General features: G+C 62.5%; 25 protein-coding genes and 1 other RNA gene. 14 read left to right on the top strand and 12 right to left on the bottom strand.

Features of this window, described 5'->3' with window-relative positions:
* Positions 1 to 63: 63 nt before the first annotated feature.
* The gene (locus HY26_RS14250; RefSeq protein WP_112073882.1) at positions 64 to 477 is read right to left on the bottom strand and encodes a hypothetical protein; all 414 of its coding nucleotides are present in this window, start codon (positions 475 to 477) and stop codon (positions 64 to 66) included.
* A 148-nt stretch (positions 478 to 625) separates the two neighbouring features.
* On the opposite strand from HY26_RS14250, the gene HY26_RS14245 reads away from it, so the two are divergent.
* From HY26_RS14245 to HY26_RS14235, 3 genes are all read left to right on the top strand, one after another.
* Positions 626 to 1816, top strand: coding sequence for an aspartate aminotransferase family protein (locus tag HY26_RS14245; RefSeq protein ID WP_112073881.1), 1191 nt, complete (start codon positions 626 to 628; stop codon positions 1814 to 1816).
* Between the two features lie 4 nt (positions 1817 to 1820).
* Entirely contained in the window at positions 1821 to 2234 is a 414-nt protein-coding gene (locus HY26_RS14240) for a GFA family protein (RefSeq protein ID WP_112073880.1), read from the top strand.
* Positions 2235 to 2320: 86 nt separating this feature from the next.
* Positions 2321 to 3157: a thioesterase family protein gene (locus HY26_RS14235; protein ID WP_112073879.1), complete on the top strand. Its 837-nt coding sequence runs from the start codon at positions 2321 to 2323 to the stop codon at positions 3155 to 3157.
* A 15-nt stretch (positions 3158 to 3172) separates the two neighbouring features.
* On the opposite strand, the gene HY26_RS14230 is transcribed toward HY26_RS14235, so the two are convergent.
* A complete protein-coding gene (locus HY26_RS14230) occupies positions 3173 to 3829 on the bottom strand; it encodes a cytochrome b/b6 domain-containing protein (RefSeq protein WP_112073878.1) in 657 nt (218 codons plus the stop codon).
* Between the two features lie 113 nt (positions 3830 to 3942).
* Between HY26_RS14230 and HY26_RS14225 the strand changes: the two genes are divergently transcribed.
* Positions 3943 to 4449 carry a hypothetical protein gene (locus HY26_RS14225; RefSeq protein ID WP_112073877.1) on the top strand — a complete coding sequence of 169 codons (507 nt, stop codon included), beginning with the start codon at positions 3943 to 3945 and terminating at the stop codon, positions 4447 to 4449.
* Positions 4450 to 4493: 44 nt separating this feature from the next.
* The gene (locus tag HY26_RS14220) at positions 4494 to 5330 is read left to right on the top strand and encodes a carbon-nitrogen hydrolase family protein (protein WP_112073876.1); all 837 of its coding nucleotides are present in this window, start codon (positions 4494 to 4496) and stop codon (positions 5328 to 5330) included.
* A 158-nt stretch (positions 5331 to 5488) separates the two neighbouring features.
* Here the strand turns inward: HY26_RS14220 and nspC are convergent, their stop codons facing one another.
* The 3 genes from nspC to HY26_RS14205 all read right to left on the bottom strand — a co-directional run bounded on the left by nspC (position 5489) and on the right by HY26_RS14205 (position 8199).
* Positions 5489 to 6628: a carboxynorspermidine decarboxylase gene (gene nspC, locus HY26_RS14215; protein WP_233351638.1), complete on the bottom strand. Its 1140-nt coding sequence runs from the start codon at positions 6626 to 6628 to the stop codon at positions 5489 to 5491.
* Between the two features lies 1 nt (position 6629).
* A complete protein-coding gene (locus HY26_RS14210; protein WP_112073875.1) occupies positions 6630 to 7844 on the bottom strand; it encodes a saccharopine dehydrogenase family protein in 1215 nt (404 codons plus the stop codon).
* Positions 7845 to 8007: 163 nt separating this feature from the next.
* Positions 8008 to 8199, bottom strand: coding sequence for a hypothetical protein (locus tag HY26_RS14205; RefSeq protein ID WP_034761892.1), 192 nt, complete (start codon positions 8197 to 8199; stop codon positions 8008 to 8010).
* 201 nt (positions 8200 to 8400) lie between these two features.
* Between HY26_RS14205 and HY26_RS14200 the strand changes: the two genes are divergently transcribed.
* Together HY26_RS14200 and argF are read left to right on the top strand one after the other, a co-directional pair.
* Entirely contained in the window at positions 8401 to 8655 is a 255-nt protein-coding gene (locus HY26_RS14200; RefSeq protein WP_034761894.1) for a GlsB/YeaQ/YmgE family stress response membrane protein, read from the top strand.
* 111 nt (positions 8656 to 8766) lie between these two features.
* Positions 8767 to 9693, top strand: a complete 927-nt coding sequence (gene argF / locus HY26_RS14195; protein WP_034761895.1) for an ornithine carbamoyltransferase — start codon at positions 8767 to 8769, stop codon at positions 9691 to 9693.
* Positions 9694 to 9696: 3 nt separating this feature from the next.
* Here argF and HY26_RS14190 read toward each other — a convergent pair whose 3' ends face one another.
* Positions 9697 to 11046 (bottom strand): MFS transporter, encoded by a 1350-nt coding sequence (locus HY26_RS14190; protein WP_233351637.1) that lies wholly within the window; start codon positions 11044 to 11046, stop codon positions 9697 to 9699.
* A gap of 123 nt (positions 11047 to 11169) precedes the next feature.
* Between HY26_RS14190 and HY26_RS14185 the strand changes: the two genes are divergently transcribed.
* The 4 genes from HY26_RS14185 to HY26_RS14170 all read left to right on the top strand — a co-directional run bounded on the left by HY26_RS14185 (position 11170) and on the right by HY26_RS14170 (position 14913).
* Positions 11170 to 12120: a radical SAM protein gene (locus HY26_RS14185; RefSeq protein WP_112073873.1), complete on the top strand. Its 951-nt coding sequence runs from the start codon at positions 11170 to 11172 to the stop codon at positions 12118 to 12120.
* A gap of 86 nt (positions 12121 to 12206) precedes the next feature.
* On the top strand, positions 12207 to 13130 hold the full coding sequence (locus HY26_RS14180; protein ID WP_034761899.1) for an Hsp33 family molecular chaperone HslO: 924 nt from the start codon (positions 12207 to 12209) through the stop codon (positions 13128 to 13130).
* Positions 13131 to 13227: 97 nt separating this feature from the next.
* The gene (locus tag HY26_RS14175) at positions 13228 to 13896 is read left to right on the top strand and encodes a CDP-alcohol phosphatidyltransferase family protein (protein WP_051599557.1); all 669 of its coding nucleotides are present in this window, start codon (positions 13228 to 13230) and stop codon (positions 13894 to 13896) included.
* Between the two features lie 255 nt (positions 13897 to 14151).
* Positions 14152 to 14913, top strand: a complete 762-nt coding sequence (locus tag HY26_RS14170; protein ID WP_112073872.1) for a murein L,D-transpeptidase family protein — start codon at positions 14152 to 14154, stop codon at positions 14911 to 14913.
* Positions 14914 to 14946: 33 nt separating this feature from the next.
* Here HY26_RS14170 and HY26_RS14165 read toward each other — a convergent pair whose 3' ends face one another.
* Positions 14947 to 15417, bottom strand: coding sequence for an NUDIX domain-containing protein (locus HY26_RS14165; RefSeq protein WP_112073871.1), 471 nt, complete (start codon positions 15415 to 15417; stop codon positions 14947 to 14949).
* A 293-nt stretch (positions 15418 to 15710) separates the two neighbouring features.
* On the opposite strand from HY26_RS14165, the gene HY26_RS14160 reads away from it, so the two are divergent.
* Genes HY26_RS14160 through HY26_RS14150 form a run of 3 tightly spaced genes read left to right on the top strand, consistent with a single transcriptional unit; the run spans position 15711 to position 18474 of the window.
* Complete coding sequence (locus HY26_RS14160; RefSeq protein WP_112073870.1) at positions 15711 to 16706, top strand: calcium/sodium antiporter; 996 nt, start codon at positions 15711 to 15713, stop codon at positions 16704 to 16706.
* Positions 16703 to 17455: an SDR family oxidoreductase gene (locus tag HY26_RS14155; RefSeq protein WP_112073869.1), complete on the top strand. Its 753-nt coding sequence runs from the start codon at positions 16703 to 16705 to the stop codon at positions 17453 to 17455. The genes HY26_RS14160 and HY26_RS14155 overlap by 4 nt, the downstream gene beginning before the upstream one ends.
* A complete protein-coding gene (locus tag HY26_RS14150; protein WP_112073868.1) occupies positions 17452 to 18474 on the top strand; it encodes a low specificity L-threonine aldolase in 1023 nt (340 codons plus the stop codon). Before HY26_RS14155 ends, HY26_RS14150 begins: the two co-directional genes overlap by 4 nt.
* Here the strand turns inward: HY26_RS14150 and HY26_RS14145 are convergent.
* From HY26_RS14145 to HY26_RS14125, 5 genes are all read right to left on the bottom strand, one after another.
* On the bottom strand, positions 18471 to 19094 hold the full coding sequence (locus HY26_RS14145) for a TetR/AcrR family transcriptional regulator (RefSeq protein ID WP_112073867.1): 624 nt from the start codon (positions 19092 to 19094) through the stop codon (positions 18471 to 18473). The two genes, HY26_RS14150 and HY26_RS14145, sit on opposite strands and share 4 nt — an antisense overlap.
* Positions 19095 to 19516: 422 nt before the next feature.
* Entirely contained in the window at positions 19517 to 20230 is a 714-nt protein-coding gene (locus tag HY26_RS14140) for an SGNH/GDSL hydrolase family protein (protein WP_112073866.1), read from the bottom strand.
* A 69-nt stretch (positions 20231 to 20299) separates the two neighbouring features.
* Positions 20300 to 20845: an AAA family ATPase gene (locus HY26_RS14135; RefSeq protein WP_112073865.1), complete on the bottom strand. Its 546-nt coding sequence runs from the start codon at positions 20843 to 20845 to the stop codon at positions 20300 to 20302.
* A 125-nt stretch (positions 20846 to 20970) separates the two neighbouring features.
* An RNA gene (gene rnpB, locus HY26_RS14130) (RNase P RNA component class A) lies at positions 20971 to 21342 on the bottom strand.
* Positions 21343 to 21388: 46 nt separating this feature from the next.
* Positions 21389 to 21693, bottom strand: a 305-nt coding sequence (locus tag HY26_RS14125; RefSeq protein WP_112073864.1) for a low molecular weight protein tyrosine phosphatase family protein, incomplete at its 5' end; no start/stop codon positions are given.

Genomic DNA, 21693 nt, shown 5'->3' with positions numbered 1-21693 from the left:
CCGGCTTCACGATTAACAATAAGTACTTATCGTTTATCGTCAAGTTCTATTATCGTTTTTCGATTAATCTTTTGTAATAGTGATCAGCCAGCTAGGGCTTCCGTCTTCCGGAACGACCCTCAGGATTCGCGTGTCGCCGTCGGGCGTGAGGGTTTCGCTGATCTCTGCGCCCGACACTTCGATCTTCAGGGAATCGGGTGCGTCATCCGGCTGATCGAGCTCGACATTGAATTCGCTGGCCCGGTCGGACGGCACAAACAGCTCTGCAGCTTCAGCCGGTGTGAGGAACCGGACCGTTCCGTCTTCCTCGATCACCATGGATTGACGCTGCGACACTTCCGGGCTGTCAGACCTCTCCGGAACGGCCGGGGCCTGCACGACATTCAGGGGCGGAGACAGCCGTCCTCCAACCGACTGGGCGGCTGTCGGCAGCACAAGCAGGCCGAGCCCCGTGGCCAGGCTGGCGAGCGTCTTCATCCTCTGACTCCCGTTCATTTCAGCCGTACATAAGCGTGAATCGAACCCACTGTCACATGCACAGGTGCGCTGTGTGTTGACTTCCGGTCAGCCCCCCGTCATGCGTGGCGCCCTGAGAGAAATCCTCGCGACATCGGAAGGGCAAAAGATGAGCGATCCCCGCCAGCATATCATGCCGGTCTACCGGCCGCCGGAACAGGTCTTCGACAAAGGGGAGGGTGTCTACCTCTACACCGAAGACGGCACGCGATATCTGGACTTCATTGCAGGCATTGCGGTCAACGCGCTTGGCCATTCGCACCCGGCCATGGTGGACGCCCTGCGCGAGCAGGCGGGCAAGCTGTGGCATACGTCCAACATGTTCCGTGTACGCGGCGCCGAAGAGCTGGCCGACAAGATCTGCCGCGACACCTTCGCCGACCGCGTCTTTTTCACGAACTCCGGCACCGAAGCGATCGAGTGCGCGATCAAGTCCGCGCGCAAGTATCAGTGGGCCAATGGCCATGAAGACCGGATCGACATCATCACTTTCACAGGCGCCTTCCACGGCCGTTCGCTGGGCGCGATCAATGCCGGCGGCAATCCCAAATACCTGGAAGGCTTCGGCCCGGCGCTGCCTGGTTTCGTCCATCTCGAATGGGGCGACCACGACGCGCTGAAGGAAGCCGTGGCCCGGCCGACCGCTGCGGCTGTCCTGGTCGAGCCGGTTCAAGGCGAAGGTGGCGTGCGCGCCATGCCGGAACAGTGCCTGAAGGGCCTGCGTGACCTGTGCGACGAACACGGCGTGCTGCTGATCTTTGACGAGGTCCAGTGCGGCATGGGCCGGACCGGCAAGCTGTTCGCCCATGAATGGGCCGAAGGCGCGGCGCCGGACATCCTATGCTCGGCCAAGGGCATCGGCGGCGGATTCCCGTTCGGCGCGTGCCTGACGACAGAGGCTTGCGGCGAACATATGCAGCCGGGCAGCCACGGCTCGACCTATGGCGGCAACCCGCTGGCCATGGCCGTCGGCAATGTCGTCTGGGACATCATCTCGGACGAGGACTTCCTGGCAGAAGTGCGCCGCGTGTCCGGCACCATGGCGCAAAGCCTGAAGAGCATCGCCGACAGCCATCCCGACAAGGTGGAAGGCGTGACCGGCAAGGGCCTGCTGACTGGCCTGAAGATGAAGGCTGATCCAAAAGGCCTGCAGGGCGTCTGCCGCGACAAGAACCTTCTGACCGGTGTTGCCGGAAATAATGTGCTGCGTCTCGCGCCGCCGCTGGTGATCACGGATGAAAACGTCCGCGAAGCTACCCGCATCATGGACGAGGCCATCGGCGAATGGGACCCGGCATAGGATCATGACGCACTGGGAAGGGTCTTGTCATTGCGGGGCCGTCCGGTTCCGCTTCGAGGCTGACATCACGGATGTCTACCAGTGCGACTGTTCCCTTTGCGCCATGAAGGGCGCGACCATGACCAGCGTTCCGAAGGATCGCTTCACGCTGGTCTCCGGTGAAGAGTCACTCAGCGAATATCGCTGGAACACCGGCGTGGCCCGGCACTATTTCTGCTCGACCTGCGGCATCTATCCGTTTCACAGCAAGCGGGCGATGCCGGACCATTACGGCGTCAACGTGAACTGCCTGAAGGGCTTCGACGTGAGCGCCATCAAGATCCGCCAGACCGAAGGCCAGGGCATGACCGTCAATCCCGACGGCGACCGCGCTATCTGGCCGGGACCGAGAACAGACGCGGCCACCCGCAAAGATTGATGTGAAATTCTCCCTTTGGGGGTTCTGTCTTTGTGCCGCGCGGCTAATCTGGCGGTCAGAAGACAGAATGTCCGGGAGGAACTTTCATGCAGGCGTCGGACGATTTCGAACAGGCGACGCGGCTTCAGCCGATCGGAAAAGGGCATTGGGCTGTCGACCTTCCGGAAAGCTGGAGCCTGTGGAGCCCGGCGGGCGGATTCATCACCACGCTTGCCTTGCGGGCGACCGGTGAGGCGAGCAGCCTGTCCCGCCCGGCCAGCATGTCCTGTCATTTCCTCCGCATGGGCAAATATGCCCCGGCGGAAATCCGCGTCGAGCCTGTGAAGGCGGGCAAGCGGAGCGAGCTACTGAGAGCTGAGCTGGTTCAGGAGGGTAAGACGCTTCTGCTGTGTCATGTTTGGACCGTATCCGACATGCTGCCCGGGCTGGTACATGACGATACGCAGGAAGAGCTGCCGGACCCGGAAAGCGTACCCACTTTTGAAGAACAGTATCCCGACGAACCTTCGCATCCATTCTTCCGGCATTTCGAACAGCGCCCGATCCGGGGGACGCCGCGCAAGGGTGAAGCGGCCCGCGATCCGGAACTGACCGGCTTTTACCGCTTCACGCCGCGAGCCGTGGCGGAGGATGCCTTCGCTGATGCCGGGCGCGCGATCATCCTGTTGGATACGTTCGGCTGGCTGGCCCAGTATCCGGCCCATCCGACCGACGGCCCATCGCCCTGGATCGCGCCGAACATCGACTATCACTACCGCTTTCACCGTCCCACCAGTCATGCAGACTGGCTGCACATGCGGGTGCGGGCGCCGGTCGCGGAAAACGGGCTGATGGCAACCGATGGGGAAATCCGGGATGCGCAGGGCAGGCTGCTGGTGACCGGATCATCACAGCTGATGTGCCTGCCCCGGCCAGGAGGGTGAAAAGAGGCCTGAAGTTCAGGCCTCCTCGTGCACCTGCTTGCGGCCGGTCACCATGGCGCGGGCGAGGTTTTCCTTGTGGGCGAGGCTTGAGGCGACGACACCGGCAAGGTGCAGGCCGACCAGGGCCAGCGTGATGTAGACGAAGGCCTTGTGCACGCCTTCGAGCAATTCCTCGGCCCCGGATTCCTCATGGCCTCCATGCTCGCCTTCCTCTCCGAAGGCAGAAGCGAGCGGCGCGAAGGTTTCTTCCGTCACGATCCCGGCCAGCGGCCCGGCATTGTCTTCAACTGCGTAGAGCGCCATGCCGGCCGATGTTGTGACCAGCAGGCTGAAGAGCAGGGCGATGACCATGGCGCCGCCCGCCGGATTGTGGCCGGCATAGTCCTTCGCTTTGCCTGAGAAAAGGCTGCGCAGGTATCCGAGGACGGCGCCGGGGCCGCGCACGAAATCTGTAAACCGCGCATGCCTTGTGCCGATCACGCCCCAGACGATGCGGACCAGCACATAGCCCGCCACGACATAGCCGGCCCATTTGTGGATGTTGAACAGGTCGTCGCCAGACAGGTAGGCGGTGAAAAACGCGATCACCAGCGTCCAGTGCCCGATACGGACAAGGGGGTCCCATACCGGGCGGGTGGGGGCCGGACGAGTGGAGGTATTGGTCTGGCTCATGCGAATGTCTCCGTCGCTACCTGCTGACCGGGAAAACCTGGCGGAAACATGGTGCCAAAACCATCCGTCAATTGACGCATTCCCTTTGCCCGCGCTTTGGGGGAGAAGGGCGTATGTCAGATGACGTATCCGGACGCAGAGGCCTTCTGGGCATCGCCGCGCTGTTTGGCGCGATTGCCCTGTTCATCGGGGCAGACCTGATCACCGACAGTGGAGAAGGCGCAGGCGCAGGGCATCTTGCGACCGAACTGGTCGTACTGGTCGCCGCATCCTTCGGGCTGGGGGCCATGCTGTGGCGTCTCGGACGCCTGCGCCGTGCACTGGCCGATGCGCGGCAGGACGCCGGGCGCTGGCAGGCGGAAAACCGTGAGCTTGTGCAAGGACTGGGCATCGCCATCGCGCGCCAGTTTTCGGCCTGGGGGCTGACGGATGCCGAGTCCGACGTTGGCCTGTTGCTGTTGAAGGGGCTTTCGCTGCAGGAGATCGCCGACCTGCGCGAGACAAGTGAACGCACGGTTCGCGAACAGGCGCGGGCCGTTTACCGCAAGAGCAGTCTTGCCGGGCGAAACGCGCTGTCTGCCTATTTTCTGGAAGACTTGCTTCCCGGAAGCGGTGGATAAGGATGTCGGCTGGCGCTCTTCGCGCGCGGCGCTAGGATCGGAACATGACCAAGATTACTGCTGCCTGTGTCCAGATGCGTTCTGGTGTGGAAGTTGCCCCGAACATTGCGGCGGCGTCCGCGCTCATCCGTGAAGCGGCCGGGAACGGCGCGAAATTCATCGCGACCCCGGAGATGACGAACCTGCTCGACATCCGCCCCGGCATGGCGCGACCGAAGATTGTGGAACAGGACGATATTCCCCTGCATGCCTTCCAGGCGCTGGCTGTGGAGCTCGGCGTGACCCTTCTGATCGGCTCGCTTGCGGTGACGCTGGAGAGCGAAGAGCGCTTCGCCAACCGCTCCTTCCTGATCGGGCCGGATGGCGGCGTGATTGCCCGCTACGACAAGATCCACATGTTCGATGTGGAGGTCGGCGACGGGCAGAACTATCGCGAGAGTCGGGCTTACCGACCGGGCGAGACGGCTGTGCTGGCCAAGGCGCCGTTCGGCGAGGTCGGCATGACGATCTGCTACGACCTTCGCTTCCCGCATCTTTACCGGAAGCTCGCGCAGGCGGGGGCGGACATCCTGACCATCCCGGCGGCCTTCACCCGCGTGACGGGCGAGGCGCATTGGCACGTGCTGGTCCGGGCGCGGGCGATCGAGACGGGCTGTTTCGTCGTTGCCCCGGCGCAGGGTGGCAAGCATGAGGACGGGCGAGAAACCTTCGGCCATTCCCTGATCGTCTCACCCTGGGGCGAGGAGATCGCAGAGGCCAAAGGCGCCGAGCCCGGTATCGTACTGGCGGAGCTGGACCTTGATGAGGTGGCGAAGGCCCGCGCGCGCATTCCGTCGCTCGGGAACGACCGGGAAATAGACGTTACACGGATGGGCGGTTAAATGGTCGCGGCACCCGGCGCGAGCAGGCACACTGCCAGAAGGCAGAGTACAAGACATCCGAGTGCGATACGCCCAGCCATGCGCATTCCTCCGAGCCCTTAGACTGGCACGAAGTGAGGAAGATCCGGTGAAAGAGTTCTGGGAAATTTAAAGGAATTCTACCTGCCGAGGCGGCGGCGGAATTCTTCGTAGCCGAAATGCGAGACCTGTTCGACGCGGCCGTCTTCCCAGCGGATGGCGAGATTGGCGAGCGGCGTGCCGTTGAATGTGTTTGTCTTCACGAAGCTGTAGTGCATCTGGTCTGTGAAGACGATCTGGTCGCCCGGCTGCAATGGTTTGTGGAAGGAGTAATCCCCGATCACGTCACCCGTCATGCAGGTCTTGCCGCCGAGGCGGTAAGTGTGCGGTTTCTCGCCCGGCTGGCCTGCGCCGACAATGTCCGGCCGGTAGGGGACTTCCAGAACGTCCGGCATGTGCGTGGAGGCGGAGGCATCCAGAATGGCGAGATCCATCTCGTTCCAGTGCAGGGCGAGCACCGTCGAATAAAGTTCGCCCGTGTTGACGACGAGGCCAGCGCCCGGCTCGAGGATGACGTCGACGCCGAAGCGCGCCTTGAAGGCCTTGATCGCCTCGATGAGGACGTCGACATCATAACCCGGCTTGTTCATGAAGTGCCCGCCGCCGAAATTCACGGCAGAGACTTGCTCGATATATTGTCCGAACTTGTCGGCCACATGCTGGATCAGTCCGGCGGAGCCGCCGTGCAGACTCTCGCACAGGGCGTGGACATGGAAGATGTCGACGCCGGACCAGTCGACATCGGCCAGCTTTGCGGGGACTTCGCCAAACCGGCTGCCCGGTGCGCAGGGATCGTAGAGATCGCCGCCGAGGGTCGCGTTGGAATAGCCGGGGTTTACGCGCAGGCCGACATGGGCGCCTGCATCGCGGGCGATGTCGCCAAAGCACGCAAGCTGTTCGGCCGAGTTGAAATAGATGTGCTCCGCAATTTTCGTCAGGCGGCGGACTTCATCCTCCGTATAGGCCGGGGAGTAGACATGCACTTCCTTTCCGAAGCTCTCATGCCCCATGATGGCTTCATGCTCGCCGCTGGCCGTGGTGCCGTCGAGATAGTCGGTCATCACCGGGAAAGCCGCCGGCATGGCGAAGGCCTTGGTGGCCAGCAGCACCTTGCAGCCAGCCTCCTCCCGCACGCGCTTTGCCGTCTCCAGATTCTTCCGGAGGCGGGCAATGTCGAGGACGAAAATGGGAGTTGGAATGTCCGACGGCAAGGTGGTCAAATCAGGTCTCCACCGCAAACAGCTCTTCCTGGTCGCCCGGCTTCACGTCGATGACGTGCCAAGGCAGGCCGCGCTTGGCGACGTCTTCGAGGAAGGGTTTCGCCGGGAATTGCTCCACATTGAACACGCCCTTGCCGGCCCATTCACCGCGGAAGAACATGGCCGCGCCGGACACAGGCGGCACGCCCGTCGTGTAGGAGACGGCCTGGGCGGAGACTTCCTTGTTCGTCTCGGCATGGTCCGAGACGTTGTAGATCATCTTGGTCAGCGGCTTGCCATCCTTCTTGCCACGGAAGATCACGCCAATGCTGGTCTTGCCGGTATAGTTTTCGGCGAGGGAGGACGGCGGCGGCAGCAAGTCCTTCAGGAACTCCATCGGAATGATGTCCATGCCCTTGTGCTTGATCGGTTCGAGGCCGATCAGGCCAATGCTTTTGAACACCTGAAGGTGCTTGATATATTCCGCGCCGAACGTCATCCAGAAGCGGATCTGCTTCAGGCCCTTGATGTTCTTCACAAGGCTTTCCTCTTCCTCGTGATAGATGAGGTAGGAATCCTTCGGACCGACTTCCGGATAGTCGATGTCGCAATTGATGGAGAGGGCGGGAATCTCGATCCACTCGCCATTCTTCCAGTATTTTCCGTCCTGCGTGACTTCGCGCAGGTTGATCTCCGGATTGAAGTTCGTGGCGAAGGTCTTGCCATGGTCGCCGGCATTGCAATCCACAATGTCGATATATTCGATCTCGTCGAACAGGTGCTCCTGCGCATAGGCGCAGTAGACGTTGGTCACGCCGGGGTCGAAGCCGCAGCCGAGAATGGCGGTGATGCCCTTCTCCTTGAAGCGGTCGTGATAGGCCCACTGCCAATGATATTCGAACTTGGCCACATCGCGCGGCTCATAGTTCGCCGTGTCCATATAGTTGCAGCCGGTATCGAGGCAGGCGTCCATGATCGGCAGGTCCTGATAGGGCAGGGCCATGTTGATCAGCAGGTCCGGTTTCACCTTTTCGATCAGGGCGACGACTTCCGGCACATTGTCAGCATCGACTTGCGCGATCTCGATCGGCGTCTTGCAGAGCGTCGCCACCTTCTCGCAACTTTCGAGGCGGCGCGAGGCGAGCGTGATGTGCTTGAAGGTGTCGCGGTCCATCGCGCATTTCTGGGCGACGACCGAACCGGCAGCGCCGGCACCGATGATGAGAACGCGGTCCATGATGGGAGGGCCTCCAAAACTCTGCGGGGTTCCTGAATTGACCCGTCACATAGGGCAAACCGGGGGGCTTCGCCAGTGGAGACATGAAGGGGTGGCGCAGCGCAGGCAGATCGCTTTAGGGGGAGGAAACAAGGCTCCGCCCGCGCTGCGGCCGTGAGAAGGCTCAGGCAGCCTGCCGGTAGGTCGACAGGCGGGAGAGCTCCTCGTTTAACCAGTCATAATGGCGGGCCAGCCGCTCAACCTGCTGTAGATCGGCGTCGGGCCGGCTGGACAGCTCGGCCTGCCAGGCTTCGATCACACGCAGCTGCGTCTGCAGCCAGCACAGCATGGCGGAGTCATCGACTGGAACACACATGACACAATTCCTTGCAACTGCGAAGCATTCGCAGAAATGAATATGCATAAGCCACCCTTCTTTGCAAGTCATTCTCAAAAATGTCATAGATGGCGGATGCGATGACCTGCCTTGCGAGGGGGAACGAATGCCGGTCCTGAGGGTTGTACGCTTAACAGTCCGGCCTGTTCCCGGTGCCGGAAAACCATGAGGAGACACCAGATGACCCTTGAAGGGCTTATCATTTTTCTGCTGGTCGGCGGCGTGGCTGGCTGGCTGGCCGGGCTGATCGTGCGCGGTGGCGGCTTTGGCATCGTGGGCAATATTGCCGTAGGCATCGTCGGCGCGTTCATTGCCGGGTTCCTTTTCCCGGTTATCGGCATCAGCCTCGCCGGCGGCATTGTCGGGTCCATCGTGCATGCCACGATCGGCGCAGTGGTCCTGCTCCTGATTGTGCGTGTGCTGAAGCGCGCCTGATCTGCTCCGACAGGTGTAAACCAGCAATTCCTGCAACAGACTGGTACCGCGGGCCATAATGCGCTATGGCCCGCGCTTCCTTTTCCAGGCCCTTTAACGGGGAGACTCTCCATGGCAGGCCGTCACTTCATCGATCTCTGGCATCTCGACCATGTCGAACTGCGCGAAATTCTCGACATGGCCCACGCCATGAAGAAAGCGCGCGCCGGCTGGCCGAAGGGCCGCGTCGATGACGGCGCCCCGCTGGAAGGCCATACGCTGGCGATGATCTTCGAGAAATCCTCGACCCGGACGCGCTATTCCTTCGACATGGCGATGCGCCAGCTGGGCGGCTCGTCGATCACCACATCGTCCGGTGACATGCAGCTCGGCCGGGGCGAGACGATCGAGGATACGGCCCGCGTGATCTCCCGCTATGTCGACGCGGTGATGATCAGGGCGAATGACCATTCAGATGTCGAGGCATTTGCAGAGTTTTCCTCCGTCCCCGTCATCAACGGCCTGACCGACCGCTCGCACCCCTGCCAGATCATGGCGGACCTGCAGACGCTGGAAGAGAAGGGGCTGGAGCTGCGCGGCGCGCGCCTCGCCTGGGTCGGCGACGGCAACAATGTCTGCGCGAGCTTCATTCATGCGGCGGCAAAGTTCGGCTTCTCGCTGGCCGTCGGCACGCCCGCCCGGTTTGCGCCGGACGATGAGGATCTCGACATTGCCCGCGAATTGCAGGGCAAGATCGATCTTTATGAAACAGCCGAAGAAGCCGTTGCAGGGGCAGACGTCGTCATCGCCGACACGTTCGTCTCGATGGGTGACAAGGATGCCGAGCGCCGCCTCGAAATCCTGGAGCCTTATGCCGTCACCGAAGACCTGATGGATCTGGCGAACAAGGGCGCATACTTTCTGCACTGCCTGCCGGCGCACCGGGGCGAGGAAGTCGATGCCGAAGTGATCGACGGCCCGCAAAGCCTTGTCTTCGACGAAGCGGAAAACCGCCTGCACGCCCAGAAGGCCGTGCTGCGCTGGTGCCTCGAAAAATAAGCCTCAGCCGGACTGGACCTCTTCCAGCCCCAGCGCAGATACGGCCGCGAGCGCGCTCATGACGCCGAGAATGGCGATGACGGTCGCCAATCCGGCATAGCTCGCCACAAGGCTGAAGCCCCCGCCGAGGATCAGCACCATGCCGATGATTGTGTTGGAGAGTGCAGTATAGGCCGCGCGCGTTTCCGCTGTTGCCATGTCGACAAGATGGGTGGAGCGTCCAAGCCGCACGCCCTGATAGGCAATCATCAGGATAAAGATCATCACCGGCAGTCCAGCATTCGCGGCAAGCAGGCCAGCAACATTCAGGCCCAGCGTGCCGAACAGGGCAAGCGCCCCGGCAAGTCCCGTCAGGATCAGGACTTTGCGGCTCGACCGGTCGGCCAGGCGGCCCCAGACATAGGAGCTGAGCAGGCCTGCGCCTGCCGAGGCGACGACCAGAAGGCCAAGGCCGCCGAACATGTTGCGCGCCGACTGCGCCTGCGTCCCCAGCGCCACCATGAAGGGTGGGGCCAGCGCGGTGGACGTGAGCAGGGCCCGCACAAGGATGAACCGGCGCAGCTGGGCATCGCGGGCCAGCAGGCCGAGATCTTCCGCAAGGCGCCGAGCCGGGCCGGAGCCCGTTTCCTGCTCGCTTGCCTCTTCGGCGATGCTGGCAAACACCACGGCGCCTGCGATCCAGAGGACGCCAGCCAGAACGAGACCGCCGGTCACCAGCGCCAGCCGGTCTTCCCCCGCAAAGGCCAACAGGACGCCATAGGCCAGCACCGCGCCCGCGCCGATCGTGCCCGCCGTGCCGGTCGCAGTGCCGCGCCGGGATTTCGCAATCGTCTTGCCGAGCACGTCCTTGTAGGTGACCGAACAGACCGACCGGGCGAGCGCCAGCATGGCCAGTGCGCCGAGGATGACCCAGCCCGCCACCGCACCGGTCAGCAGCAGGGCCGCCAGTCCCATGGCGATGGCGGCCATGCCTTCCACCAGCGCGCCGCCTGCCCAGGCCCATTTCCGGCGCTTCAATTGGCGCAGCGCCCCGGCGGTGAACATTTGCGGGAAGAGCGCGCCAGCTTCGCGGATCGGCACCAGAAGACCCAGCAGGCCGGCCGGCGCGCCCAGCGCGGTCAGCAGCCAGCTCAGTACGAGTTTCGGATCGATCAGGCCATCGGCGATCTTGCTGGCCGACAGGCTGGTGACGTGCCGGAAGAAATTGTCCGGCTCATGTTCGCGGGCGATATCGGAAATATCCAGATTGCCGGGCGTTTCGCTCGTTGAGGTCAACAGGCGGAAGACCGCCCTCTTCTTGTCTTGCGCCATCGCCCGGATTGCCCTCAGCCGTTCGGACCCCGAAAGGATCATGTTTCGTGCATAAAAGGCAATTGCAAAGGCACGCCGACAGTTCCGCCACACGCGCCGATCAAACCTTTGTCAGATCGGTATTTTCCCGCTGGAATGCATCGCGCACACGGGTAGGGTGCGGACATGCCAGACACACTTTTTCCCGCGCAGAAATTTTCTCATCCGGACATCACGGCGAAGGGTGAGACCCGTGCCACCGTGGCGTGGACGGGGCTGAAAACACTGTGGTTCAACACCGGAACGCTCTGCAATATCGAGTGCCGGAACTGCTACATTCTCTCGTCCCCGAAGAATGACCGGCTGGTCTACCTGACGCTCGCCGATGTCATGCCCTACCTGGATGAGGTCGACCGGATGACCTCAGGCGAGGTGGAGATCGGCATCACGGGCGGCGAGCCCTTCATGTGCCCGGACATCCTGCCGATCATGGAGGCCATCCTGTTCCGCGGGCACAGCCTGCTGTTCCTGACCAATGCGATGCGCCCGATGATGCGGCCCCGCATCCAGGAAGGCCTCCGGCGCCTGCGCAAGAACGGCCTGGCGGACAAACTGATCCTCCGGGTTTCCCTCGACAGTCATGACCAGGCCCTGCACGAAGCCGAACGCGGGGAAGGGGCCTTTGAGGAGGCCTGCACCGGCCTGCGCTGGCTGGCGGAGGAGGGCTTTCAGGTCGCCATTGCCGGACGCCAGTCCCTGCACGAAGACGAGACCGAGGCCCGCGCCGGCTATGGCGCGCTGGCTGCCTCGCTCGGCCTGTCGCTGGACCCGGCCGATCCGAAACAGCTGGTCCTGTTCCCGGAGATGATCCCGCAGGATGATCCGCCGGAAATCACCACCGCGTGCTGGGGAATCCTGGGCAAGTCACCCGACAGCATCATGTGCGCAGACCAGCGCATGGTGATCCGCCGCAAGGGCGCGGGACGGGCGAGCGTGACGGCCTGCACGCTTCTTGTGGACGATCCGGCGTTTGAGCTGGGGCACACGCTGAAGCAGGCGACCGCCGAGCCGGTGAAGCTGAACCACCCCTGGTGCGCCAGTTTCTGCGTCCTTGGCGGCGGCAGCTGCTCGGCCTGATTCACGAGGCCGCGCGCGATCGCAGAGCCTGCTCTTGATGCAAGGGGGGTGGACTGCCACATGGGGGCGCTACAAGGACTCCCGCCATGTCTATTACCTCCAGCGATTTCGTCGCAAATTTCCAGATCGAGAACCGGCCCGTACGCGGCCGGGCCGTGCGCATGGGCCCGGCGAGCATTTCGCCGATCCTTCACCGGCATGACTATCCCGACAATCTCGCCCGCATCCTGGGCGAGGCGGTTACGCTTGCGGCGCTGGTCGGGTCGTCCCTCAAGTTCGAGGGGCGCCTTCTGGTGCAAGCCGAGGGCGACGGACCGGTGAAGATGCTGGTCGGCGAATACCGCTCCGACGGGGGTGTGCGCGGCTATGCACGCTTCGATGCCGACGCCTGGGCGCATCTCGACAAGCTGAACAAGGGCGCAGCCCCGCACATGCCCCAGCTATTCGGCCCTGCCGGTCGGCTTGGCCTGATCATCATTCAGGACAATCCGGCGATCCAGCCTTATCAGGGCATCGTCCCGCTCGTGAAAGGGACGCTGGCGGAATGCGCGGAGGATTACTTCGACCAGTCCGAACAGGTCCCGACACGCATCCGCCTGTCGCTGGCAGAGTTTGAGCGGCCGGGCGATCCGGCGCTCTGGGTGTCAGGCGGCATGATGATCCAGCGGATCGCCGGGGATGAAGCCCGAGGCGACACGGAAGAGGCGTGGGACGAGGCGCAGGCCCTGTTCGCCACGATCACCGATGCCGAACTTGCCGATCCGGACCTGCCGATGGAACAGCTGCTTTTCCGCCTGTTCCATGAGCAGGGAGTGCGGATGGAGCCGCCACAGGTGCTGGACGACCGCTGTACCTGCAATGAGGAGCGCCTCATTGCGACGCTGCAGAACATGCCCGACGATGGCCTGCGGGATCTCGTCGAAGACGACGGCAATCTGTCCATCGACTGCCAGTTCTGCGGCCGGCACTACACTGTGCCGATCGAAAAGGTGACCGGCGCGTCGAACTAGAATAGCCGCCCCATCTCCCTCCGCAATTGCGGCGGGAGATGGGGCCCTGCCTACATTCCGCATTGCCTCGGCGCCCGCTCGCTGGCACACCGCGCGGATGAACTTCAAATGGCTCCCCAATGCGCTGACGGTTGCGCGCTGCGTGTTCGCGCTGCTCTGCCTTGGCGGCATTGTTCAGGCCCTGCGCGTGCAGGACCTGATCGACCTCGGCACGACGCAGGAGATCGCCGCAACGGATCAGGAAAACCGGATCGCGGTGCAGCAGCTCTGGTACCAGTTTGCCCTCCTGTCCTTTTTGTCCGGGGCACTGACGGATTTTCTTGACGGCTGGCTGGCCCGCAAACTTCAGGCCCAGTCCCGTTTCGGCGTCTGGCTCGATCCGATTGCGGACAAATTCCTGGTCGGCTTCGCCTTGCTCGGTCTCGCGCTGATCTTCCACACCTGGCTGATCTACATTCCGGCCGCAGCGATCATTGCCCGCGATGCCTTCATGACCTGGCTGCGCACGACACCGGCCGGCAAGGCGGTGGTGGATCCATCCAACCTCGCCAAATGGAAAACCGCGTTCGAGATGGCCGCGATTATCGGCCTGATGCTGCCGCTGGCGGCCATTCCGCAGAATGCCGTGACGCAAGGCGCCACGACAGCGAATCTGGCGGAACTTGCTGCGGTTGCGCTGGTCGGCCTGCTCTGGATCGCGGCGTTCCTTTCCCTGTGGACCGGCTGGCGGTACATGGTGGCGGCGGTGGGCAGCCGGAAGGGCTGAACGCAAGAACGCCGGCCCTAGGGGAAAAAGAGCCGGCGTTCCGTTTGCGTCACCGGCGCGCAGGGCAAAGGGAAACCCGCTGCACCGATTGTCTGTTGATGACGAGAACTGGTTCACTCCCCCGTCACGACAAAAGCGTCTCACCGGTAAATTAAAAGCAACTTAATGCTCGGGGCGGAAATGGGGCGCCATTTCCACGAAACTGCCACGAGACTGGCCTCTGTGCTGCCGCATTCGAGGCAGACCACTGAGTTTATGAAACGTAAACGCCCCGTCGATGCCTGGAAGCTTGTGGCCGTCTTCAGCGCGGCGATGGCGTTCCTCTGCCTGCCGGCCGTTCTGGCCGTGGCGGGGGTGGACGACGTGCGTGAAACCCCGCGCTCGCGTGCCGTTGTCGAAGCGCATACCGAGGCACTCAGCGAAGCGCTGGCGGAACAGGACTCTCACCTTGGCGCGCCCGTTTACCTCCGGCTTACCAAGGATCCTGCTGTCCTGACGGCCTATGTGGCGAATGAAGAAGGGGTGTACGAACCGTTCCGTTCCTGGCCGGTGTGTGCCTATTCCGGAAAGCTTGGGCCAAAACTGGCCGAAGGCGACATGCAGGCGCCGGAAGGCTTCTATTCGGTCGCCCCGGGCCAGATGAATGCGGCATCGGACTATCACCTCGCCTTCAATCTCGGTTATCCGAACGCCTATGACCGCGCCCACGACCGCACGGGCTCCTACCTCATGGTGCATGGAGACTGCGTTTCGATCGGATGCTACGCCATGACCGATGAAGCGATCGAGGAGATCTGGACCCTGATGCAGGCGGCGATGGGCGAGGGGCAGAAATCCGTTCCGGTGCACATCTATCCGTTCCCGATGACGGCGGCGAACCTGCAGCGTCATGCCGGGGACCCGAACGCCGCCTTCTGGCGATCGCTCGCCCCGGCCTGGGAAGCATTCGAAAAGACAGGTCACGTGCCTGTGGTGCAGGTCTCCGGCGGGAAGTACGAAATCTCCCCGGCCAGCTGATCTGGCTCAGCGCCTCATACCGGCATTCTGGTCCTAGCGTCCCGGCGCCCAGTAGGGTGAGGGCGGGGTCCCGGCATAGATTTCCTGAAGTTTGCTGAATGTGCCCGGCGTTGTGCCTTCCGGCGGGGCGAGCGGGTCCGCCCAGACGGCTTCCGCGATTTCGCCGCGAGAGGTCGCTTCGCCCTGTGTCCAGGTGCCGGGGCAGGCCCGGTAAAGCACGACATGATCATTCGGAAACACGAAATGGTTGGAATAGATGCCGATCAGGTCCGGCGAGGCCGTCAGCTGGAAACCGCCTTCCTCCAGCAATTCCCGCTCAAGCGATTCCAGGCTGGTTTCAGCCTTCTCCACGCCGCCGCCCGGCAGGTACCAGCCCGGCGTGTATGTGTGGCGGATCATGAAGACTTTTCCGTCCTGATTCTCCACCACGGCGCGCACGCCCAGGGTCATTGGCCGGGACAGGCGGAACCAGGACTGGAAGACGCGGGTGCGGATGCGGGCCATGGCGTTCCTCCTAGCGAAATCGTCCCAAGAAGACGTGAATGCAAAAATTTTCCTGCAATCGGACCAAAATACGGTATTTCGGCGAAAAATCGGGTGGAAACCCTGCCGAATTGGGCTCGCCATGCGCGGCGCACCGCGCTATGCACACGCCAACGAACACAATCACGTGACAAAGATAACACAAGCGAGAAAGCGACATGATCCATCCGTCCCTGCTTGCCATTGCTGCCATCGTCGTCGTCTTCGGCGTTCTGAATCTGATTGAATTCAAGCGACTGGACTAAACGCTAGGCTTGCCCATCCCGGAGCTCTCTCTGATCGCAGCCCTCGTCGGGGGACTTGTGATCATGGCACTGGCGGGAAATGCGCTGGTCAGCGGAGCTGTGTCCCTTGCTGCCCGCATGGGGGTTTCGCCCCTCGTTGCGGGCATTTTTATTGTCGGTTTCGGAACCTCCGCTCCTGAGATGATCGTGTCGCTCGATGCGGCCCTGTCGGACCGTTCCGGTCTCGCCCTCGGCAATATTGTCGGATCCAATATTGCCAATGTTTTCCTCGTTCTGGGCCTGCCGGCCCTGATCGCACCCATTGCGGCGGGCGGTGTAGGAGAAAAGCGCGGCCTGATCGCCGTCGTCGTCGCGGCGGTGGCCTGGATCGGCATCACGGCCCTGATGCCGCTGACGCCACTGGTCGGCCTCTGCTTCATCGCGCTTCTGATTGCCTATTCGGGCCTCACCTTCATTGCGGCGCGCCGCGCGGTGGCCGCAGGCAAGGATCCCGGCGTGACGGAGGAGGAAGACCCGCACCTGCCGCTCTGGCTGGCGCTTGTCTATGTCCCGCTCGGCATCCTTGGGCTGATCCTCGGCGCGGACCTCGTGATCGAGGGCGGTGTCGGCATAGCCATGTTCCTGAATGTGCCGGAGGAATATATCGGCCTCACCCTGCTCGCGATCGGGACGTCGCTGCCGGAAATCGGCGCGGGCCTTGTCGCCGTGGTGAAGAAGCAGGGCGAAGTGCTGATCGGCAACGTGCTCGGCTCGAACGTGTTCAACATACTCGGGGCAGGCGGCATCCTCTCCCTTTTCGGACCGATCCGGATGGCGCCGACCTTTCAGCAATATGACCATTGGGCGCTGGCGCTCGCCACGCTGGTGATCGGGATCGTGATCCTGACCAAGGCGCGTATCAGCCGCCTGACGGCCGTGCTGCTCCTGCTGGTCTACTCAGCCTACATTTACGGCCTGATCACCGGGCTCAACATCACCGGCTTGTTCCAGCCGGCCGGGACATGACGCCCGGTATCGCGCTCGTCACCGGCGCCGGGGCCCGCCTCGGCCGCGCCATGGCCCTCGCTCTGGGCGAAGATGGCTGGAAGGTCGCTGTCCACTATCACAGCTCTTCTGACGGTGCGGATGAGACCTGCGAGATGATCCGCAAGGCGGGTGGCATCGCAGAAGCCATACAGGCTGATCTTTCTGATGAAGAGACCCGCGGCGAGCTTGTCGCCCGTGCAGCCAAGGTGCTGGGCGGACCGGTCAGCCTGCTGATCAATTCAGCCTCAACCTTCCATGACGATACCGCGCTGACTCATTCCCGGGAAGACTGGGATGCGCATATGGAGCCGAACCTGCGCGCGCCCATCCATCTTGCCCAGCAACTCGCATCAAACCTGCCGGATGGGCAGAAGGGTCTCGTGATCAATATGATCGACCAGCGAGTCTGGAAGCTGAATCCCGTCTTTTTCACCTACACGCTGTCCAAGGCCGCGCTGTGGCAGGCGACGCAGACGCTGGCGCAGGCGCTCGCGCCCGATGTGCGGGTCAACGGGATCGGCCCCGGACCAACCCTCGCCAGTGTTCATCAGACACCGGAAGAATTTGCGGCGGAGAAAGCGGCAACGCTGACGGGGGAGGGCTCCTCGCCGGAAGAGATCGTACGCGCAATGCGTTATCTCATTTCGGCGGCCAGCGTGACCGGCCAGATGATCGCCAGCGATGGCGGCCAGCATTTGATGTGGCAGACCCCGGACGTCCAGATATGAATTTTTCCTCCGATACGTCGGCGTCAGCGCATCCGCGCGTGATCGAGGCGCTGGCCTCTGTGAACAGCGGCATGGAAGCGAGCTATGGCGGCGACACCGTCACGGCGGCTCTGCGGGATAAGCTTGCCGCCGTGTTCGAAACAGAAGATTTCGATTACTGGCTGACCGCGTCGGGCACTGCGTCCAATGCCTTGGCGCTGTCCTGCTTCTGCTCGTCTGTCGGCGCGGTGCTCTGCCATGAGGAAGCTCACATCGCGCGGGATGAGCGCGGCGCGCCGGAGTTTTTCACAGGCGGCGGCAAGCTGCAGCTGCTGACCGGGTTCGGCGCACGGATCGACCGTGAGGCGCTGGAAACGGCGCTCGGTCAGATCAATCCATCCTTTGTGCACGAGACGCCGGCTGAGGCACTGTCGCTAACCAATCTCACCGAATGCGGCACGGCCTACCGTGCGGCCGAGATTGCCCTCTATGCCGGCCTCGCGAAAGAGAAGGGGCTCGACGTGCACCTCGACGGCGCGCGGCTTGGCAATGTGCTGGCCAGCGGCAAGGCGACGGCAGCGGAAATGACCTGGCAGGCCGGCATCGATGTGCTGACCTTCGGCCTCACCAAGACCGGCGCCATCGGCTGCGAAATCATTCTTCTGTTCGGCGGTGCCCGGAAGAAATTTGGTGAGCTGAAAGCCCGCGCCAAGCGGTCCGGTCATATGCCGCCCAAGATGCGGTTCCTGGCCGCGCAGGCCCATGCCATGCTGGAGGACGGGCTCTGGTTGCAACTGGCAGGGCAGGCGAATGCCCGCGCGCAGGCGCTGGCGGACGTATTCACCGGGGCCGGGTTCGATCTGGCCTATCCGGTTGATGGCAATGAAGTCTTCCCGATGCTGACCGAAGAGGTCGCCCGCCGCCTGCAAGCAGCCGGTGGTGTCTTCTATCCCTGGCCGGGCGGGGCTTACCGGTTCGTCTGTTCCTGGAGCACACCGGAGGCGGAGATCGCCGCCGTGGCAGAGGCGTTGGCGGCCTAAGCCGTCTCGGCTATGGCGCCGCCCAGCCAGTTGCTGAGCTGTTCCACGGCTGACTGATTGTCCAGCGGCGCGACTGCGCGGCCGCCAAGCAGGTGCTGGTGCAGGCTCATCATGATGACGGGCGAGAACATGGCGATGGCGGCGGTTCGGATTTCATTTCCATCGGTTGGAGACCCAGGCGTTCCAGCGAGCTTGCGGCACACGCAATCCATCGACGGTTCCAGAATGTGTTCCAGATAGGCTTGTCCGACATCCGGCTCTGCCATGCCCTCGACCATTCCGAAGGCGTGCATCCGGACGAAAATGTCGTCTTCCATCCGCGCCAAGGCATGCCGGAAACAGGCGGCAACGGCCTCTTCAACGCTCGGTGCCGGCTCTTCCAGTTGCTGCCAGATGGGCTGGGCACGTTCGCCCAGTTCGACCATCATGGCAATCACCAGGCCTTTGCGGTCCGTAAAATAATGGCGCAGAGTCGGCTCGGATGTTTCCGCGGCGAGCGCCAACTGGCGAAGGGAGGGACGATGGATCTCTCCGGACAAGGCGAAGTTGATCACACTGTCCAGCAGTGCCAAACGCTTCGCGTCAAAGTTGTAGTTCCGGGCACCGGGTGTTCGGGCCATGAATGGACCTGCCTCTCTTAGCGACACTGAATGGAAACTTCTGGTCGAAGCGCTCATCCAATAGTTGCAACTAGTGTAATGCGCTGAATGGTGTCAACGATGCAAGGGCTGTCGGTCGTCAGATACTGTCAGGCGGCATGATAATTTGCGTCACTTTGCCTTGATTTGCACCACTGACGGCGTTTGCTGCACTAAGTCTGCGTGCCATTTTTGCGTGTATCTTTGCTGCCTCCTGTCCGGCACGGATTGCCGTAAGTCTCTGCACCGCGTTGCGGCGTCCAACAGACAGGTTAGCATATTTGCGCATCTGGCGGCACTCGGTCCAGCGACCGAAAAAGGATATACCGGTATGTAAGTTGCGCCGTATGTGTGTGCCCCGGCTGAATATGATTCCTGCCGGGTATTCCTGGTTGCAGGTATCCCTATTTATTGTGCGCGCGCAGATCGTCGAGGATCAATTCCGCCATGTGATCGTGCGCCGGCACGGACGGGTGCCACTGGCAGCCAAAGGCAACGGACGGATCGCCGCCATCCAGCGCGAGATAGCGGATGGCCGTGTCTTTTTCCGTATTTACCGCCTCGACGGCTGTTTCCACGGCATGATTGAAGAAAATCCTGTCGTTTCCGCTCAGCATCGGTCCGGTCAAGGCATAGATCGTTGCATCGGGATAGCGTGTGCTCATCTGGGACAGCAGGTCTTCCATCGCCGGGACAAACTGGTCAGACGGGTCATTCTGATAGAAATCGTGGGTGCCGAGGTTCACCAGGACGAGTTGCACCGGGTCGGCGGCGTCCAGACGCGCGGTCTCATCTTCGCGGGCCAGGCGTATCGACATCGTATTGGTCTGATCTTCCCCATAATTGTGCACCAACCCAATGCCCGGCCATGCGAACATGACATAATCAACGCCCAGGGCTTCGGCGACCTGAACGCCATAGGAGTGGCTGACCGAATTGAATTCCGGGGTCAGCGGGCAGTTCTGATTCGGTCCCATCGCGCCAAAGCCGAGGGAAATCGAATCCCCGACGATCAACACCTTGCCTGGCAGGTCCGGCAGGGCACCCTGAGGCGAATCCTGATTGGCACAGGCGGGCAATGCCAGCAGCAGCGCGCTCATAAGAATGTGTTTCAGCATGGTGGATTCCGTTTCCTTTAGCCGGTCCAGCGCGAAATTACCCTCGTGCTGTGCAGGGTACGTGCCACTCTACTCCATTTTTTGCTGCATTATCAGGGCTGATAGAACAAATGCTATTCGATCTTCCACGGAAGCTTTGGGCAGGATGTGCGTGGAATAACCAAGCGCCGGGAAGGCGGCTTCCAGGCGGGCATACTCCGCGACGGCCTCGCCCATGCCGTGCCGACGGGCTTCGTCGCCTGTGAAAATGTCCGGCCAGGGCGGGGCTAGGAACACTGACGGATTGTACCGGTATTCGCCTGCCGGATCAGCGGCGGCAGGATTGCCGGTCACATGGGCCAGCGCCATGGCGGCATCCAAGACACCCCGGTCGAAGAAGACCGGCCCGGTGAGGTCCTGTGCGGCCTTGTGGTCGGCGATCGCAAGGTCCAGCGTGCGGTGCAGGAAGGCCTCGATATCCGTCCAGGGCAGGGCATTGCCGCCGCTTGCCTGTTCTGCCTCCACGACGCGCCGGCCCGGTTCCTCCACGACCTGATGGCCCTGCGCCTTCAGCGCCGTCAGCAGCGTCGACTTGCCCCCACCGGAGCAACCGGAAATCAGGATAAAATTGTCCATGGGGGGCTCTCCCACTGTGAAATCTGTGCGGGTGCGGAGTGTAAGCCTTCGCTTGCGCTTAAGGCTTTTTTTTTTCCTTCATTCGATCCTCGATCGAATTGTCGCGCATTGCGCGACCGGAAGAAAAGACCAGACGGCCTGTAAGCCGGGTTCTGTTCGCCTGATTGCTCAGGTCTGGCAGCCATTCCTCTGGGATGCCTGTTGCCAGGCACCTCACGCGACACACCCGGGGCGCAGGCGGGATACAGCCCATGCGCGCCCCCTATTCGGTCTTGCTCCGGGCGGGGTTTACCGTGCCGGTCCTGTCGCCAGTCCCGCGGTGGGCTCTTACCCCACCCTTTCACCCTTACCTCCCACGAGGGGAGGCGGTTTGCTTTCTGTGGCACTTTCCCTCGGCTTGCGCCGGGCGGCCGTTAGCCGTCGCCCTGTATCCCTGGAGCCCGGACTTTCCTCCAGCATGCCGTTACCAGCATGCCAGCGGCTGCCCGGCCGTCTGGTCTGGCGCGGTATATAGGGCCAAGGGCCGCCCGTGGCCAGCCGCGTTTACGCCTGGCCAAAGATCAGCGGTTCGCACTTTTCGCGCAGCAGGTCGATCAGTTCGTCTTCCATGAACTGGTAGTCGTCCGGAATATCCAGCACGTGCAGCGCCTTGTACGCGACTTCCTGGCGGAAATCGGCGCGCAGGCGCTGTTCATGCTTGTCCTCCATGACGAGGATCATGTCGGCCCAGCGGATGTCCGCCACGGTGATCTTGTGACGGGCATTGTGCGCCGTGCCGGCAGACCGGGTGGCAACGCCGGGGGCGCGGGAGAACATGGCTTCGCCTGTCGGGCTGCGCCATTTGTTGT

The sequence above is a fragment of the Hyphomonas sp. GM-8P genome (genome assembly GCF_003263315.1).
Lineage (GTDB): Bacteria > Pseudomonadota > Alphaproteobacteria > Caulobacterales > Hyphomonadaceae > Hyphomonas.
The sequence above is the reverse complement of the archived record's forward strand: the minus strand, read 5'-3'. Positions and strand labels throughout refer to the sequence as shown.